The following is a 16278-nucleotide window of genomic DNA, read 5'->3' on the forward strand; positions in this document are numbered from 1 at the left end:
GTGGGGTCCTTCGCTGGTGTCCGAGGGGGGACTTGAACCCCCACGCCCGATAAAGGGCACTAGCACCTCAAGCTAGCGCGTCTGCCATTCCGCCACCCGGACCAGGTGGTGTCTTTCGGCCTGGGCCGTTCCGACGAGGAAAACCATAGCAAACATTCGAGGGGGTCGATCACCACCCTGGGGGCGCGGGAGGATGAGGGGGACCACCGGCAGCGAATGGGGCAGTGAAGTGGGAGGAAGCAGCGTGAGCGAGTCGAACACGACCCGGGGCGTGACCGGTGAGGACGAGGTCGTGGACCTCTGTCGCGACCTCATCCGCATCGACACCAGCAACTACGGCGACCACTCCGGCCCCGGCGAGCGGGCGGCGGCCGAGTACGTGGCCGAGAAGCTCGCCGAGGTCGGCCTCGAACCGAAGATCATCGAGTCGCACAAGGGGCGCGCCTCCACCGTCGCCCGGATCGAGGGCGAGGACCCGTCCCGTCCGGCCCTGCTCATCCACGGCCACACCGACGTCGTCCCGGCCAACGCCGAGGACTGGACCCACCACCCCTTCTCCGGCGAGATCGCCGACGGCTGCGTCTGGGGCCGGGGCGCGGTGGACATGAAGGACATGGACGCGATGACCCTGGCGGTCGTCCGCGACCGGATGCGCAGCGGGCGCAAGCCCCCGCGGGACGTCGTGCTGGCCTTCCTCGCCGACGAGGAGGCCGGCGGCACGTACGGCGCCCGGCACCTGGTCGACAAGCACCGGGGCCTCTTCGACGGCGTCACGGAGGCGATCGGCGAGGTCGGCGGCTTCTCGTTCACGGTCAACGAGAACCTGCGGCTCTACCTGGTGGAGACGGCGCAGAAGGGCATGCACTGGATGCGCCTGACCGTCGAGGGCACCGCCGGGCACGGCTCGATGACCAACGACGACAACGCGATCACCGAGCTCTGCGAGGCCGTGGGCCGGCTCGGCCGGCACACCTGGCCGGTGCGGGTCACCAAGACCGTGCGGTCCTTCCTGGACGAGCTCTCGGACGCGCTGGGCACCCCGCTCGACCCCGAGGACATGGACGCCACGCTCGCCAAGCTCGGCGGCATCGCCAAGATGGTCGGCGCCACCCTGCGCAACTCCGCCGCCCCGACGATGCTCGGCGCCGGCTACAAGGTGAACGTGATCCCGGGCCAGGCCACCGCGCACGTCGACGGCCGCTTCCTGCCCGGCTACGAGCAGGAGTTCCTGGCCGATCTGGACCGGATCCTCGGGCCGCGTGTGAAGCGCGAGGACGTGCACGCCGACAAGGCGCTGGAGACCAGCTTCGACGGCAGCCTCGTGGACGCCATGCAGTCGGCGCTGCAGGCCGAGGACCCGATCGCGAGGGCCGTCCCGTACATGCTCTCGGGCGGCACCGACGCCAAGTCCTTCGACGATCTCGGCATCCGCTGCTTCGGGTTCGCGCCGCTGCAGCTGCCGCCGGAGCTGGACTTCGCCGGGATGTTCCACGGCGTCGACGAGCGAGTCCCGGTCGACGGGCTGAAGTTCGGCGTGCGGGTGCTCGACCGGTTCCTCGACGCCTCGTGACGGAAAGGGCCGACGCGTCGTGACAGGACGGGCGAATTCGAGCATCGGATTCGCCCGTCTGTTTGTCCGTGACCGGAAAGAGTGAATGCACTCATAGGCTCGTAGCCTCATTACTTCCCCCTCGTTACAGGTGTTGCGGTCTTCAGCGATGGGACCGCTTGCCAACAAGGAGGAATAATGATCAAGAAGGTCGTCGCTGCTGCGGCTGCCACCGGCGGTCTCGTTCTCGCGGGCGCGGGCATGGCCGTTGCCGATGCGGGCGCCCAGGGTGCCGCTGTGCACTCCCCCGGCGTGCTCTCGGGCAACGTCGTCCAGGTGCCGGTTCACGTCCCGGTGAACGTGTGTGGCAACACGATCTCCGTGATCGGGCTGCTGAACCCCACCTTCGGCAACACCTGCGTCAACGCCTGACGTTGAGCCTCGACCCCCTGGGGGTCTGAGCCAGGCCGGCCCCGGAGTGCGTGCCATGCACTCCGGGGCCGGTGGGCATTCCGCCTCCCCGCCAAGGCGCCGGGAGGATTCCGAGAAGCCGAGACGGCTTCAGCCGAGAAGGCAGGACAAGCTATGCGACAGGTCACGCGCAAGGGCCTGATCACCGTTGCGGCCGCGGGCGGGGTATTCGCCGCGCTGGGCGGCGGTTACGCGCACGCCGACGCGAACGCGGGCGGCACCGCGCAGAATTCCCCGGGCGTCGCGTCCGGCAATTCCGTCCAGGTGCCGGTGCACGTGCCGGTGAACGCCTGCGGGAACACCGTCAACGTGGTCGGAGTGCTGAACCCGGCGTTCGGCAACAAGTGCGCCAACGTCTCGAAGCCGGGCTCCCAGCACGGCGGCGGGAACAACGGTTCCTCCGCGGACGGGCACACCGGCAACTCCCCGGGCGTCGGCTCCGGCAACAACGTCCAGGTGCCGGTCGACGTGCCGGTGAACGCCTGCGGCAACAGCGTCGACGTGATCGGCGTCGGCAACAGCGCGTACGGCAACGACTGCGGCAACGGCGTCGAGCCGTCGCCGCCCGGTCAGCCGGAGGAGCCGGGCAACCCCGGCGAGCCCGGCAACCCCGGCGAGCCGAACAACCCGGGCAATCCGGGTGAGCCGAACAATCCTGGCAACCCCGGCAACCCGGGTCAGCCCGGCAACCCCGGCACGTCCGGCGGGAACAACACCCCCGGCACGCACACGGTCACCCCGCCGAAGGGCTCCTCGGAGCTCGCCGAGACCGGAGCCGGCCTTCCGCTCGGCCTGGTCCTCCCGGCCGGCGCGGGCGCGCTGATCGGCGGCGCGATCCTGTACCGCCGCGCTCGCGTGTCCGCCTGACGCACGGCGGCGCGACGCACAGGGGCCCCGCACGGCGGGGCCCCTTCTCCGTCACCAGGTGGCGCGGACCTGGCGGATGATCCTCCGGCGCAGCCGCACCCTGCGACTGCCGTCCCGGTGCAGGCTCAAGCGGTCCAACTCCCAGTGTCCGTACTCGGCATGATCGGTCAGGAGCCGGGTGGCCTCCCTGCGGGAGACGCCTCGCGGCACGTACACGTCGACAAATTCGTATTCCGGCATCGCATCTATTGTGCGGGCACCGGCCCCGTACGGATAGCGTCTGTCCTATGTCTGATGCTGCGCAGCCCACCGCTGCCGAGGTACGTGCCGCCGCCGAGGCGGTCAAAGCCGCACTGGACCGTCACCTGCAGGCGGTCGAAGCCCGCGACGGTGACGACGACCCTGCTGTCTACGAGGCCTTCAACGCCCTGGCCGCCGCGGCCGAGGCCTACGACGAGCGGCTCTACGACCGGTACGACGAGGTCACGCCCTTCGAGATCCCCGGTGCCGAGGACTCGCTGCCGCCGTACGCGGGGCCGGAGGAGCCACATGCGCTGAGTGTGATGATCCGGCGCGACTACGCCGTGGTGGAACCGCAGCGCCTGCTCGCCCAGGCGCAGCGGATCGCGGACCTGGAGGCCGACGAGGACGGGCCGGAGGCCGCGGCGGTGGTCGGCGGCAGTGCCCATGCGGCGATCGGCGTGCTGTTCGGGGAGTACGAACCGGACGAAATCGCCTCTCGGCACAAGGAGTTCGGCCTGGAGGAGGGCGACTCCACGCTCTGGGTCTCGGCCGCCGAGGAGCTGTCGGATCCGGGGGAGTGGCTGGAGGCGCCCTTCGAACAGGCCGACCCGGAGCGGATCGTGTGCCGCTTCGACGTCAGCGCGGTCTTCGACGACGAGGCGGCCGACGAGGACGCAGGCCGCGACTGAGGCACCCGGCGCGGCGCGTACACGAGGAGGGGCGGGACATCCGGTGTCCCGCCCCTCCTCGCGTATCTCCGGCCCTGGGCGCCCCGGCCTTGGGCGCTCGGGGTCGGGTCACTCCTCGTCGGGGACCGCCAGCAGCGACTCCAGGAGGGGGCGCAGGCGGGTCGTGCGGGGCGGGGTGAGGCCTTCCGCGACCGCGCGGGGCAGCGCCTGGTCCACGCCGTGCACCACCGACAGGTGCCGCTCGGCCCGGCCGAAGGCCGTGTACACCCAGGCCCGGCTCAGGCCCTGCGCCGCGTCGCCGGGCAGCACCGCCACCACGGCCGGCCAGCGCATCCCGGCCGCCTGGTGCGCGGTCAGCGCCCAGCCGTGCCGGACCTCGGCGTCCACGCGGTCCTTCTGTACCAGGACCTTCTCGCCCTCGCAGTCCAGGTGCAGGCCCTCGGAATCGGCCGAGACCACCGTGCCGGTCCTGCTACGCCCGGGCGCGGGGGAGTGGGCCACGCGGTCCCCCGGGTCGAAGCCGCCGAAGCGGCCCGGGCCGGGGTTGAGCCGCTGCTTCAGCGCCGTGTTCAGCGCGCGGGTGCCGGCCGAGCCGCCGTGGCCGACCGTGATCGCCTGCGTCTGCTCGGCGGGGACGCCGATGGCCCGCGGCACCGAGTCCGCGACCAGCTGGACCGTGCGGTGCACGGCCTCGCCCGCGTCCCGCACGGGGACGATCACCAGCTCCTTGCCGGGGGCGTCGACCTGGGCCAGCTCGCCGGCGCCGATGCCGGAGACCAGTTCGCCGAGCGGGCCCGGGTCGGGCGTGCGGGAGGCGACCTGCGGACACACCTTGGCGGCCAGGACGTCGCCGAAGACCCGGCCCGCGCCGGCCGGGCCCAGCACCCCGGGGTCGCCGCTCAGCAGCAGCCGGCAGCCGTCGGGCAGCGCCTCCACCAGCATCGCCGCGGTCTCCACGTCCAGCTGGGGGGCGTCCAGTACGGCGAGCAGGTCGAGCGCGAGCGCGCCGTCCTCGTCGCGGTCCAGGCCCGCAGCGCCGGACAGCAGGCCGGCGACGGTGACCGCGGCCGCGTCCGGGCCGAGCCGCCCCAGGCCGTTCTCGCCGTGCACCGCGACGGCGGCGCGCAGGCCCCGCTCCCGGGCGGCGCGGACCAGCGCCACGGGCTCGGCGCGGGCGGCCTCGCCGCCGGTGTGCGCGACGAGACCGTGCGTCCCGCAGGCGCGGGCGAGCTCGGGGCCGTCCCACTCGGCCGGGGCGACCGTACGGGCCAGCCGGGCCAGGCCGTCGGCCAGGCTCTCCTCGGCGAGGGCGTACCGGTCAAGGCCCAGCAGCACCGGCGCCGCCGGACCGGCGTCCCCTGCGGGCTCCGGGGCATCCTCGCCCTCGGCGGCCTCTTCCTCCGGGGTCTCCTCCTGGAAGACCAGCACCACGCCCTCGGCGACGGCGTGCTGCACCGCCTCCTCCGGCTCGGGCACCGCCCGCTCGGCGAGCGCGGCGCGCACCGCCGGAAGCTCCATGGCCGTGTGGCCCTGCAGCGCGGCCCGCTCCAGGAACCAGGCCACCAGGGCGTCCGTACGGCGCGTGTCGCCCGGCCCCGCCTCCGCACCGAGCAGCGCCCGGGCGAAGCCGTCGGCGTGGTCCGGCTGCACGCCGCTCACCGCGAGCAGCTGCCAGGGGTCCTCCCGCAGCGCCTCGGCCGCACCCTCGCCGAGCAGCGCGGCCACCTTGGGCGCGAGCCCCTCGGGCGCGCCGCCCGCCGTGAGCACCTCGCGCACCGCTTCGACGGTCTCCGGCGCGGCGGCCCGCGGTGCGGCCACGCTCTCGGGCTGCTGCTGCGGGCGCACCGGCGCGGCCGGCTGCGGCGCGGGCCGGCGGGGCGCGGGCCGGTCGTAGAACGCCGTGCCCGACTTCTCCCCGGACTCCACGGCCCGTACCGCCGCGAGCAGATCGGCCGCCGTCCCGCTGAGCTTCGCCCCGCTGTCGAGCGGCCCGGCCTTCTCCGCCTTCCGCCGCTCGATCCGCGCCCGCTCCTCCCGCTGCGCCAGCAGCTCGGCCTGCGCCTCGGACACCTGCGCGGCATCCTCCGTGCCCTCGGCGCCCTTGGAGTCCTCGGAGCCGCTCTCGCCACTCTCGCCGTTCTCGACAGCCTCAGCAGCCTCGTCGACAGCCTCGGCCGCCTCGACAGCCTCAGGCCCGCCCTCGCCCGTGTCCGGCTCCGGGGCGTCGGGGGTGGCGGGAACCCGCGAGGGGTCGGGGACGGTCACAAGGTGCTCCAGTCGTGGTCCGGGTAGCGGTGCACGGGCGCCGAGACGTCGTCGAGGGCCCGGCAGATCTCGTCAGGAAGACTAAGGGTCTCCACCGACAACGCCTCGGTGAGCTGCCGCGCGTCGCGCGCGCCGACGATCGGCGCCGTCACACCAGGCCGGTCCCGCACCCACGCCAGCGCCACCTGCAGCGGCGTCGCCGCAAGCCCGTCCGCGGCCGTCGCCACCGCCTCCACGACGCGGCTCGCCGTCTCGTCCAGATACGGCTCCACGAACGGGGCCATGGTCTCCGAGCCGCCCCGCGAGTCCGCGGGGGTGCCGTGCCGGTACTTGCCGGTGAGCACCCCGCGGCCCAGCGGCGACGAGGGCAGCAGGCCTATGCCGAGGTCCCGCGCGGCCGGCAGCACCTCCCGCTCGACGCCCCGCTGCAGCAGCGAGTACTCCATCTGCGTCCCGGCCAGCCGGGTCCGCGTCCCCGCCCCGCCGAACTGCCAGGTCGCCGCCTTCGCGAGCTGCCAGCCGCAGAAGTTCGCCACCCCCGCGTACCGCGCCCGCCCGCTGCTCACCGCCAGGTCGAGCGCCTGCAGCGACTCCTCCAGCGGGGTGTGCGGGTCGTAGGCGTGCAGCTGCCACACGTCCACGTAGTCGGTGCCGAGCCGCGCCAGCGAGGCGTCCAGCGCGGCCAGCAGATGCCCCCGCGAGCCGTCGCACCGCCGGTCCGGGTCGGGCACGCTGCCCGCCTTCGTGGAGATCACCAGGTCCCGCCGCGGCACCAGGCCGCCCACGAGCTGTCCGAGCAGATACTCCGCCTCCCCGCCGGCGTACACGTCCGCCGTGTCGACCAGCGTGCCGCCCGCCTCCCAGAACGCCTTCAGCTGGTCCGCGGCGTCGTGTTCGCCCGTGTCCCGGCCCCAGGTCAGGGTGCCGAGCCCGATCCGGGACACGCGAAGGCCGGTACGGCCGAGATGCCTCTGCTCCATGAGCGCGAGATTACTGGCCAAGACACCACGCGGAGAGAGCCTGTGGACAACCGGCTCCTGACGGATCCCGCGCACCGCGCTAGAGTCCGGCCCACAGGGACGTTACTGATCGGTAAAGAGGGTGTTGGGCATGCGACTGGGCATCAACCTCGGTTATTGGGGCGCCGGGATGGACGGCGACAACCTCGCCGTCGCGCAGGAGGCCGACCGGCTCGGCTACGACGTGTGCTGGGCCGCGGAGGCGTACGGTTCGGACGCCCCGACCGTGCTCTCCTGGGTCGCCGCCCAGACCGAGCGCATCGACGTCGGCTCCGCGATCATGCAGATCCCGGCCCGCCAGCCCGCCATGACCGCGATGACCGCGGCCACCCTCGACTCGCTCTCCGGCGGCCGTTTCCGCCTCGGCCTCGGCGTCTCCGGCCCTCAGGTCTCCGAGGGCTGGTACGGCGTCAAGTTCGACAAGCCGCTCGCCCGCACCCGCGAGTACGTGGAGATCGTCCGCAAGGCCATGACGCGCGAGCGTCTGAGCTACTCGGGCGAGCACTGGACGCTGCCGCTGCCCGACGGCCCGGGCAAGCCCCTCAAGCTCACCGTGCACCCGGAGCGCGAGCACATCCCGCTCTACATCGCCGCGATCGGCCCGAAGAACCTGGAGCAGACAGGCGAGATCGCCGACGGCGCGCTGCTGATCTTCCCCTCCGCGGAGCACCTGGAGGAGACGGCGATCCGCCACATCCGGGCGGGCCGTGAGAAGGCCGGCCTGACCATGGAGGGCTTCGACGTCCACCCCACGCTGCCGATCGCGCTGGGCGCGGACGTCGACGCGCTGGCGGACATGTTCCGCCCGTACACCGCCCTGTACGTCGGCGGCATGGGCAGCCGCAAGCAGAACTTCTACAACCAGCTCGCGCAGCGCATGGGCTACGAGAAGGAGGCCGCCGAGATCCAGGAGAAGTACCTGGCCGGCGACAAGGCCGGGGCGGCCGCGGCCGTGCCGCAGCGGCTGATCGAGCAGACCGCGCTGCTGGGCGACGTGGCCGCCATCGCGGACCGGATGGCCGCCTACGCCGCGGCCGGCGTCAACACGCTGACGCTGTCCCCGGCCGGATTCACCCTCGACGAGCGGCTGGCCGCCCTCCGTACCGGCGTCGAGGCCCTGGAGCGGGCGGGCCTCGCGTAGCGGGCGCACCGAAGGAAGTCTGCGGCCGTGGTGGGGGCTCGGGGGGTCTTCCCCGCCACGGCCGTCACGCAGCACAACGCGCCACCGCGCCGCCGGTTACGGCCCGGGACGATTCCGCCGTTCGGCGGAGTCGTCCCGTCCTCGTGTTGCCGCTTCCGGCCGAGCGCATTTGACTTTTTCTCTGCGGGCGTGCGGCGTGCGGACGTCCGCGTGGAGGTGGCAGCAATGCTCTCGGCCCGAAGCCTGTTCCAGGAAATCATCGACGACGACGAATCGTTCCGGCTCTTCTGCTCCATCGCCGCCAGCGGCGAGGCGCAGGGCGGCTGGGAGAACGGCCGGATCGCCGCCCTCGTCCCCGCGGGCATGCGGGACCTGGCGCCGAAGATCACCCGGCACGGCGCCGACGAGGACAAGCACGGCAGGATCTTCCAGGCGCTGCTCAAGAGGCGCGACCTGCCGTCCGTCGAGGTCCCGCCCGAGACCGACTACACGATGCTCCTGGAGAAGCAGGGGATCGGCCTGCCCCACGAGAAGCTCAAGCGCGACGAGCCGCTGACCGAACGCGACATCATCGTCTACCTCTCGCACAGCCGGGTCACCGAGCAGCGGGCCGCCGACCAGATGGACATGCTGGTCAAGTACTTCGGCGACCACCCGGAACTCGGCAAGGCGATCCGGATGATCTGCAACGACGAGGACAACCACCTCGCGTACTGCCACGAGGAGCTGCTGCGCCTGGCGTACGCCGGACACGGCCGGCTCATCCAGCGCACCCTGCGCGAGTCCGCCCTCACCGAGATCCGGATCTACCGCGACGTCAGCCTCGCCGTGATGACCCACATGGGCCGGCTGCTGCGCTGGCCGAAGGCCAAGTCGCTCGCCCTGAAGGCCGGCATCCACGCCATGTACGCGTACGAGCGGGCCGGCGGCTGGCGGCGCATGGTCGACCTCGAGATGCCCGAGCGCCGCGACGCCCTCGGCGGCCCGGCCACGCCCGCGCCCGCGTTCTGAGCGCCCACGGGGTTCCGCGGCCCGTGCGTTACAGCCAGCCGCGCCGCTTGAACGTCCGGTGCAGGCCCAGCACCGCGACGGTCATCAGGAGGATCACCCCGGGATACGCCCACCACCACCGCAGTTCGGGCATGTGCTCGAAGTTCATGCCGTAGATCCCCGCCACCATGGTGGGGACTGCGGCCATGGCCGCCCACGCGGAGATCTTGCGCACGTCGTCGTTCTGCCGCACGCCCATCTGCGCCAGATGCGCCGACAACACGTCCGACAGCAGCCGGTCCAGGCCCTCCACCTGCTCGTTGGCCCGCGCCAGATGGTCGCTCACGTCCCGGAAGAACGGCTGCGCCTCCGCGTGCACGAACGGCACCGTCCCGGCCGCGAGCCGCGAGACCGGCGCGGTGAGCGGGGTGCTCGCCCGGCGGAACTCCAGCACCTGCCGCTTCGCCGTGTAGATCCGGGCCGCGGTGCTCTTGGCGTCGCCGAGCTGCGGCGTGCCGTCCGGCGCGAACACCGCCGTCTCCAGCTCCTCCAGGTCCACCTGGAGCTCCGCCGCCACGTCGATGTAGTGGTCCACCACCGCGTCGCTGATCGCGTACATCACCGCCGTCGGCCCGTGCCGCAGCACCTCGGGCTCCGCCTCCAGACGGCGGCGGACCTGCGCCAGCGGCGAACTCACGCCGTGCCGGACGGTCACCACGAACGAGTCGCCGACGAAGACCATCAGCTCGTCCGTGGAGACCCGGTCGCTCTCCGGCTCGTACACCACCGGCTTGAGGACCAGGAACAGCGAGTCGTCGTAGACCTCCAGCTTCGGCCGCTGATGGGCTTTCAGCGCGTCCTCGACAGCCAGCGGATGCAGCGTGAACTCCTCGGTGACGAGGTCGAACTCCTCCTCGGTGGGCTCGTACAGACCCACCCACAGGAAGGCGTCCCCCGTCGCCCTGGCCTCGTCCAGCGCGTCCGAGAGGTCCGCAGGACCCTTCGTACGGCGCCCGCCCCGATAGATGGCACTGTCCACGATCACGCCGCGTATTCTTCCCCGACCGTCCGCCCCGTGCACCTGCTGGGCACTTACCCTTCCCCCATGGCCACGCTGATCCTCGTCCGCCACGGACGCTCCACCGCCAACACCGCCGCGGTCCTCGCCGGGCGGACCCCCGGCGTCGCACTCGACGAGCGGGGCGCCGCGCAGGCCGCCGCGCTGCCCGGCCGGCTGTCCGGAGTGCCGCTGGCCGCCGTGGTCAGCAGCCCGCTCCAGCGCTGCCGGGAGACCCTCGGCCCGCTCCTGGACGCCCGCCCGGACCTTCCGCTGCACCTCGAGGAGCGGATCAACGAGTGCGACTACGGCGACTGGTCCGGCCGCAAACTCGCCGAACTCCACGACGAGCCCCTGATGCAGCTCGTCCAGACGCACGCCTCCGCCGCCGCGTTCCCCGGCGGCGAGTCGATGCGCGGCATGCAGCAGCGGGCCGTCGAGGCGGTACGGGACTGGAACGCCCGGATCGAGGCCGAGCACGGCGAGGACGCCGTCTACGCGATGTGCTCTCACGGCGACATCATCAAGTCCGTCGTCGCCGACGCCCTCGGCATGCACCTGGACCTTTTCCAGCGCATCCACGTCGACCCCTGCTCCGTCACCGCGATCCGCTACACCCGGCTGCGGCCCTTCCTCCTCCGCCTCGGCGACACCGGCGACCTCACCGGACTCGTCCCCCGCCACCCCGGCGACTCCGCCCGACGCGACTCGGGGGCCGCCGAGGTCGGCGGCGGCGCGGGCGCACCGTGATCGCTCCGCGCAGTAGGGTGGACGGGCCGGAGGGCTGCCGCCGGGACAACCCCGTGGCCCCGTAGCCCGATTGCCGGCGCTGTTCACCGCCGACCCGCACGCCGATCCGCACCGCGAGATCCGCCGCCGAGACCCAAGGGAGACAGGGACGTGGCCCGTCAGGTGTTCCTCTACGACCCACCGGAGCGTTTCGTGGCCGGCACGGTCGGACTGCCTGGCCGCCGCACGTTCTTCCTGCAGGCCTCCGCCGCGGGCCGGGTCACCAGCGTGGCCCTGGAGAAGACGCAGGTCGCGGCCCTCGCCGAGCGCATGGACGAACTCCTCGACGAGGTCGTGCGACGCACCGGCGGCAACGCCCCGGTGCCCGCCGTCGCCCCGCCGGACGTCTCCGACGCCGCTCCGCTCGACACGCCCGTCGAGGAGGAGTTCCGCGTCGGCACCATGGCTCTCGCCTGGGACGGCGAGGAACAGCGGATGATCGTCGAGGCGCAGGCCCTGGTCGAACTCGACGTCGAGTCCGAGGAGGACCTTGCCGAGGCCGAGGAGCGGCTGCTCCAGGACGAGGAGAACGGCCCGCCGATGCTGCGGGTCCGGCTCACCGGCGTGCAGGCCCGCGCCTTCGCCAAGCGAGCCCTCGACGTCGTCAACGCCGGCCGCCCGCCGTGCCCGCTGTGCAGCCTCCCGCTCGACCCGGAAGGACACGTATGCCCGCGCCAGAACGGATACCGCCGGGGGGCGTGACGGTGCTCGACCTGCTTGCCAAGGGCGAGCTCACCGTCAAGGGCCAGGTCCGCGAGGCGTCCAACGCCGTCCTGCTCTGCACCGCCGCGTACGAGGGCGAGTCCGCCGACTGCGTGTACAAACCGGTCGCCGGCGAGCGGCCCCTGTGGGACTTCCCCGACGGCAACCTGGCCCGGCGCGAGGTCGCCGCGTACGAGATCTCCGAGGCCACCGGCTGGGGCCTGGTGCCGCCCACCGTGCTGCGCGACGGCCCGTACGGCGAGGGCATGGTCCAGCTGTGGATCGACGCCGACGACGGCGCCGAGCTGCTCGGCCTCGTCGAGCGGGACGAGCCCGGCGAGGGCTGGAAGGCCGTCGGGCTCGCCCAGGTCGCCGAGGACCGCACCGCCCTGCTCGTGCACGCCGACGACCCCGCACTGCGCCGGCTCGCCGTCCTCGACGCGGTGATCAACAACGGCGACCGCAAGGGCGGCCACCTGCTGCCCGCGCCCGACGGCCGGCTGTACGGCATCGACCACGGCGTCACCTTCCACGTCGAGGACAAGCTGCGCACCCTGCTGTGGGGCTGGGCCGGCGAACCGCTGCCCGGCGAGGCCGCCGGGCCGCTCGCCGCGCTCGACGCCGGGCTCACCGCCGGCGCCCCGCTCGCCACCCGCCTGGCGGAGCTGCTCACTCCGGCCGAGATCGATGCCGTACGGGACCGGGTCGCCCGGCTGCGCACCACCGGACGCCACCCCGAACCGTCCGGCCAGTGGCCCGCCCTCCCCTGGCCCCCCGTCTGACCTGGACCGACGGGGCCCGGTGCCGGTCCGTGCCGCAGGCACAACTCCCGCGCATCCGCAAGAACGCCTGATCGGACAAGATCGCGTATCCGGTTCGTATCCGGAACACCCGTCCGGTTACGCTCGGGGCATGCATGCCTGGCCCGCTTCTGAGGTCCCCGCCCTGCCCGGCAAGGGCCGCGACCTCCGGATCCACGACACCGCGACCGGCGGACGAGTGACCCTCGCCCCCGGCCCCGTCGCCCGTATCTACGTCTGCGGCATCACGCCGTACGACGCGACCCACCTGGGTCACGCGGCGACCTACAACGCGTTCGACCTCGTTCAGCGCGTGTGGCTCGACACCAAGCGGCAGGTCCACTACGTCCAGAACGTCACCGACGTCGACGATCCGCTCCTGGAGCGGGCGCTCCGCGACGACATCGACTGGGTCACCCTCGCCGAGCGCGAGACCGCGCTGTTCCGCGAGGACATGACCGCCCTGCGGATGCTTCCCCCGCAGCACTACATCGGCGCCGTCGAGGCGATACCGGGCATCGTGCCGCTGGTGGAGCGGCTGCGCGACGCCGGCGCGGCCTACGAGCTGGACGGCGACGTCTACTTCTCCGTCGAGGCCGACCCGCAGTTCGGCAAGGTCTCGAACTACGACACCGAGCTGATGCGGCACCTGTCCGCCGAGCGGGGCGGCGACCCGGACCGTCCGGGCAAGAAGAACCCGCTCGACCCGATGCTGTGGATGGCCGCCCGCGAGGGCGAGCCGAGCTGGGACGGGGGCAGCCTCGGCCCCGGCCGCCCCGGCTGGCACATCGAGTGCGTCGCCATCGCCCTGGACCACCTCGGCATGGGCTTCGACGTGCAGGGCGGCGGCTCCGACCTGATCTTCCCGCACCACGAGATGGGCGCCTCGCACGCCCAGACCCTCACCGGCGAGTACCCCATGGCCAAGGCGTACGTGCACGCCGGCATGGTCGCCCTGCACGGCGAGAAGATGTCCAAGTCCAAGGGCAATCTGGTCTTCGTCTCCGCGCTGCGTCGCGCCGGCGTCGACCCGGCGGCGATCCGCCTCGCCCTGCTCGCCCACCACTACCGCGCCGACTGGGAGTGGACCGACGACGTCCTCGACCAGGCCGTCGCCCGGCTCGGGCGCTGGCGTGCCGCCGTCTCCCGGCCGGACGGCCCGTCGGCCGACGCGCTGGTCGAGGAGCTCCGCGAGGCCCTCGCGGACGACCTCGACGCCCCGGCCGCGCTTGCCGCGGTCGACCGCTGGGCCGCGCTCCAGGAGACCGAGGGCGGCACGGACGAGTCCGCGCCCGGCCTGGTCTCCCGCGCGGTCGACGCCCTCCTCGGCGTCGCGCTCTGACCGGCGGCCACGGCGACCGGGCCCCGGCTCGGTCGCCGTGGAGCCGACAACCACGCGGATAGGGACGAGATTCGGCCAAGTGCCGGAGTGCGACGGGGCGTTGTGATGGGCTGAGCCCATCAATCGACCAGTTGTACGAAAGGGCGCTCAGTGCCTCGTTCCCTCGCACGCAGAGGTTTCCTCGGTGCCGCCGCCGCCCTCGGCGCGGCGGCACTCACCGCCCCGCTCACCGCGGGAGCCGCCCACGCGGCCGCTCCCGGCGGGCGGTGGCCCACCCGCTTCGCCCTGCCCCGCGGCTTCCAGCCGGAGGGCGTCGCCATCGGGCACAGCCCGTACGCCTACTTCGGCTCGCTGGCCGACGGGGCCGTCTACCGGGCCTCGCTGGCCAGCGGCGAGGGCCGGATCATCCACCAGGGGCTCGGCACGGACCGCAGCACCGTCGGCCTCAAGATCGACCGGGCCGAGCGGCGGCTCTTTCTCGCCGGCGGCTGGAGCCGGGAGATCCGGGTCGTCGATCCCCGAAGCGGTGCGCTGCTGCGGAACTTCACCGGACTCGGCGCGGACACCACCATGGTCAACGACGTCGTCCTCACCCCGGGCGCGGCCTGGTTCACCGACTCCTTCCAGCCGCAGCTGTACCGGCTCGCCCTCGACGTCACCGGCGAGCCCGGCCACGCGATCGAGACCGTGCCGCTCGGCGGCGACTGGGTCCAGGGCGCGGACTTCACCGCCAACGGCATCGAGCGGACGCCCGACGGGCGCGCCCTGCTCGTGGTCAACTGCGCCAAGGACGGCGGCTCGCTGATGCGGGTCGACCCGCGCAGCGGCCAGGCCCGCACCGTCGACCTCGGGGACCTGCGGATCCCGGCCGGCGACGGACTGCTGCTGCTCGGCCGCGAGCTGTACATCGTGCAGCAGCAGAAGAACCAGATCGACGTCGTCCGGCTCGACGCGGCCGGGACCCGCGGCACGGCGATCGCGCGGATCACGGACCCGGAGCGGTTCTGTGTGCCGACCACCGCGGCGGTCTGGGGCGACCGGATCTACCTGCCCAACGCCCGCTTCGGCCTCGACGAGGACCCGGCGGCCGTGGACTACGACGTGGTGTCGGTGCCACGCGTGTAGGGCCCGAAACGGGGACGGGAGGGGCGGCCGCGCCGCCCCTCCCGTACCGCTCAGTCCTCGGAGTCCCTGCCGTCCCCGCTGTCCTTGCCGTCCCCGCCGTCGCCGCCGTCCCCGCCGTCCTCGGCGTCGGACTGCTCGGGCCGATCCGGCTGCTCGGGACCCTCGGCCTCGGTGCCCGGCACCGCCTCCGGCCCCGGCTGCTGCGGCTTCGGAGGCCGGGTGCGGTCGCTGCCCGGGTCCCGCAGATACGAGCCGTCGCCGCCCTCCGTCGCCAGGCCCGGACCCGTGCCGGGCTCGCGGCGGCGCAGATAGCGCTCGAACTCGCGGGCGATGGCCTCGCCGGACGCCTCCGGCAGCTCCGCGGTGTCCCGGGCCTCCTCCAGCGTCTGCACGTACTCGGCCACCTCGCTGTCCTCGGAGGCGAGTTGGTCCACGCCCAGCTGCCAGGCCCGCGCGTCCTCGGGCAGCTCGCCCAGCGGGATGCGCAGCCCGATCAGGTCCTCGAGACGGTTCAGCAGCGCCAGCGTCGCCTTCGGGTTCGGCGGCTGGGACACGTAGTGCGGCACCGCCGCCCACAGGCTCACCGCCGGGACGCCGGCGTGCGTGCACGCCTCCTGGAGGATGCCGACGATGCCGGTGGGACCCTCGTACCGGGTCTCCTCCAGGTCCATGGTGCGGGCCAGGTCGGGGTCGGAGGTGACGCCGCTGACCGGGACCGGTCGGGTGTGCGGGGTGTCGCCGAGCAGCGCGCCCAGGATCACCACCATCTCCACGCCCAGCTCGTGGGCGAAGCCCAGCAGCTCGTTGCAGTACGAACGCCAGCGCATGGACGGCTCGATACCGCGGACCAGCACCAGGTCGCGCGGCTTCTCGCCGCCGATCCGGACCACCGAGAGCCGGGTGGTGGGCCAGGTGATCTTCCGGACTCCGCCGTCCATCCACACCGTGGGCCGGTTGACCTGGAAGTCGTAGTAGTCCTCGGCGTCGAGCGCCGCGAAGACCTCGCCCTTCCATTCCCGGTCGAGATGCGCGACCGCGGTGGAGGCGGCGTCGCCGGCGTCGTTCCAGCCCTCGAACGCGGCCACCATGACCGGGTCGATCAGCTCGGGAACCCCCTCGAGCTCGATCACCCAGTGCCTCCTTTTCGAAGTTCCTGTCGTACGGACCAACCTTACGGCTTTCCGAAGACCGATTCGGTCTTGATCAACTACCCAGGAATGGTCCCCCGC

The 16278-nt window shown here is 73.0% G+C and carries 16 protein-coding genes and 1 tRNA gene; 11 read left to right on the top strand and 6 right to left on the bottom strand.

The genetic code is table 11. From position 1 onward, the window contains the following. Positions 1 to 14 precede the first annotated feature (14 nt). Positions 15 to 102, bottom strand: a tRNA-Leu gene (locus ACGFMM_RS20095). Positions 103 to 244: 142 nt separating this feature from the next. On the opposite strand from ACGFMM_RS20095, the gene ACGFMM_RS20100 reads away from it, so the two are divergent. The 3 genes from ACGFMM_RS20100 (at position 245) to ACGFMM_RS20110 (ending at position 2887) form a co-directional block, all read left to right on the top strand. Further along, on the top strand, positions 245 to 1570 hold the full coding sequence (locus ACGFMM_RS20100) for a M20/M25/M40 family metallo-hydrolase (protein WP_393647712.1): 1326 nt from the start codon (positions 245 to 247) through the stop codon (positions 1568 to 1570). Positions 1571 to 1747: 177 nt separating this feature from the next. Then, complete coding sequence (gene chpH, locus ACGFMM_RS20105) at positions 1748 to 1981, top strand: chaplin ChpH (RefSeq protein ID WP_393647713.1); 234 nt, start codon at positions 1748 to 1750, stop codon at positions 1979 to 1981. 153 nt (positions 1982 to 2134) lie between these two features. Next, the gene (locus tag ACGFMM_RS20110) at positions 2135 to 2887 is read left to right on the top strand and encodes a chaplin (RefSeq protein ID WP_393647714.1); all 753 of its coding nucleotides are present in this window, start codon (positions 2135 to 2137) and stop codon (positions 2885 to 2887) included. Positions 2888 to 2938: 51 nt separating this feature from the next. On the opposite strand, the gene ACGFMM_RS20115 is transcribed toward ACGFMM_RS20110, so the two are convergent. Further along, entirely contained in the window at positions 2939 to 3127 is a 189-nt protein-coding gene (locus ACGFMM_RS20115) for a DUF5703 family protein (RefSeq protein ID WP_010472255.1), read from the bottom strand. A 47-nt stretch (positions 3128 to 3174) separates the two neighbouring features. Between ACGFMM_RS20115 and ACGFMM_RS20120 the strand changes: the two genes are divergently transcribed. After that, positions 3175 to 3819, top strand: a complete 645-nt coding sequence (locus tag ACGFMM_RS20120; protein ID WP_393647715.1) for a hypothetical protein — start codon at positions 3175 to 3177, stop codon at positions 3817 to 3819. 108 nt (positions 3820 to 3927) lie between these two features. On the opposite strand, the gene ACGFMM_RS20125 is transcribed toward ACGFMM_RS20120, so the two are convergent. Together ACGFMM_RS20125 and ACGFMM_RS20130 are read right to left on the bottom strand one after the other, a co-directional pair. Continuing rightward, positions 3928 to 6096 carry a helix-hairpin-helix domain-containing protein gene (locus tag ACGFMM_RS20125; RefSeq protein ID WP_393647869.1) on the bottom strand — a complete coding sequence of 723 codons (2169 nt, stop codon included), beginning with the start codon at positions 6094 to 6096 and terminating at the stop codon, positions 3928 to 3930. Next, on the bottom strand, positions 6081 to 7064 hold the full coding sequence (locus ACGFMM_RS20130; protein WP_393647716.1) for an aldo/keto reductase: 984 nt from the start codon (positions 7062 to 7064) through the stop codon (positions 6081 to 6083). Before ACGFMM_RS20130 ends, ACGFMM_RS20125 begins: the two co-directional genes overlap by 16 nt. Before the next feature lie 130 nt (positions 7065 to 7194). Between ACGFMM_RS20130 and ACGFMM_RS20135 the strand changes: the two genes are divergently transcribed. Beyond that, the gene (locus ACGFMM_RS20135) at positions 7195 to 8244 is read left to right on the top strand and encodes an LLM class F420-dependent oxidoreductase (protein WP_393647717.1); all 1050 of its coding nucleotides are present in this window, start codon (positions 7195 to 7197) and stop codon (positions 8242 to 8244) included. Positions 8245 to 8469: 225 nt separating this feature from the next. After that, the gene (locus ACGFMM_RS20140; protein WP_393647718.1) at positions 8470 to 9255 is read left to right on the top strand and encodes a ferritin-like domain-containing protein; all 786 of its coding nucleotides are present in this window, start codon (positions 8470 to 8472) and stop codon (positions 9253 to 9255) included. A 28-nt stretch (positions 9256 to 9283) separates the two neighbouring features. Here the strand turns inward: ACGFMM_RS20140 and ACGFMM_RS20145 are convergent, their stop codons facing one another. Beyond that, a complete protein-coding gene (locus ACGFMM_RS20145) occupies positions 9284 to 10288 on the bottom strand; it encodes a magnesium and cobalt transport protein CorA (protein WP_393647870.1) in 1005 nt (334 codons plus the stop codon). 51 nt (positions 10289 to 10339) lie between these two features. Between ACGFMM_RS20145 and ACGFMM_RS20150 the strand changes: the two genes are divergently transcribed. The 5 genes from ACGFMM_RS20150 to ACGFMM_RS20170 all read left to right on the top strand — a co-directional run bounded on the left by ACGFMM_RS20150 (position 10340) and on the right by ACGFMM_RS20170 (position 15049). Next, positions 10340 to 11041: a histidine phosphatase family protein gene (locus ACGFMM_RS20150; protein ID WP_393647719.1), complete on the top strand. Its 702-nt coding sequence runs from the start codon at positions 10340 to 10342 to the stop codon at positions 11039 to 11041. A 150-nt stretch (positions 11042 to 11191) separates the two neighbouring features. After that, on the top strand, positions 11192 to 11782 hold the full coding sequence (locus tag ACGFMM_RS20155) for a DUF3090 domain-containing protein (protein WP_393647720.1): 591 nt from the start codon (positions 11192 to 11194) through the stop codon (positions 11780 to 11782). Further along, positions 11746 to 12564 (top strand): SCO1664 family protein, encoded by an 819-nt coding sequence (locus ACGFMM_RS20160; RefSeq protein WP_393647721.1) that lies wholly within the window; start codon positions 11746 to 11748, stop codon positions 12562 to 12564. Before ACGFMM_RS20155 ends, ACGFMM_RS20160 begins: the two co-directional genes overlap by 37 nt. Positions 12565 to 12694: 130 nt before the next feature. Next, complete coding sequence (gene mshC / locus ACGFMM_RS20165; RefSeq protein ID WP_393647722.1) at positions 12695 to 13924, top strand: cysteine--1-D-myo-inosityl 2-amino-2-deoxy-alpha-D-glucopyranoside ligase; 1230 nt, start codon at positions 12695 to 12697, stop codon at positions 13922 to 13924. 150 nt (positions 13925 to 14074) lie between these two features. Next, complete coding sequence (locus ACGFMM_RS20170) at positions 14075 to 15049, top strand: superoxide dismutase (protein ID WP_393647723.1); 975 nt, start codon at positions 14075 to 14077, stop codon at positions 15047 to 15049. Between the two features lie 50 nt (positions 15050 to 15099). On the opposite strand, the gene ACGFMM_RS20175 is transcribed toward ACGFMM_RS20170, so the two are convergent. Further along, entirely contained in the window at positions 15100 to 16179 is a 1080-nt protein-coding gene (locus ACGFMM_RS20175; RefSeq protein ID WP_393647724.1) for a PAC2 family protein, read from the bottom strand. Positions 16180 to 16278 lie beyond the last annotated feature (99 nt).

It is taken from the genome of Streptomyces sp. NPDC048604, from assembly GCF_043199435.1.
GTDB lineage: Bacteria > Actinomycetota > Actinomycetes > Streptomycetales > Streptomycetaceae > Streptomyces.

What these genes read in the sequence shown, in the direction of transcription:
- ACGFMM_RS20115 (WP_010472255.1), bottom strand. Translation starts at nt 3,127, where the DNA reads ATGCCGGAATACGAATTTGTCGACGTGTACGTGCCGCGAGGCGTCTCC.
- ACGFMM_RS20140 (WP_393647718.1), top strand. Translation starts at nt 8,470, where the DNA reads ATGCTCTCGGCCCGAAGCCTGTTCCAGGAAATCATCGACGACGACGAA.
- mshC (WP_393647722.1), top strand. Translation starts at nt 12,695, where the DNA reads ATGCATGCCTGGCCCGCTTCTGAGGTCCCCGCCCTGCCCGGCAAGGGC.
- ACGFMM_RS20120 (WP_393647715.1), top strand. Translation starts at nt 3,175, where the DNA reads ATGTCTGATGCTGCGCAGCCCACCGCTGCCGAGGTACGTGCCGCCGCC.
- ACGFMM_RS20150 (WP_393647719.1), top strand. Translation starts at nt 10,340, where the DNA reads ATGGCCACGCTGATCCTCGTCCGCCACGGACGCTCCACCGCCAACACC.
- ACGFMM_RS20135 (WP_393647717.1), top strand. Translation starts at nt 7,195, where the DNA reads ATGCGACTGGGCATCAACCTCGGTTATTGGGGCGCCGGGATGGACGGC.
- ACGFMM_RS20160 (WP_393647721.1), top strand. Translation starts at nt 11,746, where the DNA reads ATGCCCGCGCCAGAACGGATACCGCCGGGGGGCGTGACGGTGCTCGAC.
- ACGFMM_RS20130 (WP_393647716.1), bottom strand. Translation starts at nt 7,064, where the DNA reads ATGGAGCAGAGGCATCTCGGCCGTACCGGCCTTCGCGTGTCCCGGATC.
- chpH (WP_393647713.1), top strand. Translation starts at nt 1,748, where the DNA reads ATGATCAAGAAGGTCGTCGCTGCTGCGGCTGCCACCGGCGGTCTCGTT.
- ACGFMM_RS20110 (WP_393647714.1), top strand. Translation starts at nt 2,135, where the DNA reads ATGCGACAGGTCACGCGCAAGGGCCTGATCACCGTTGCGGCCGCGGGC.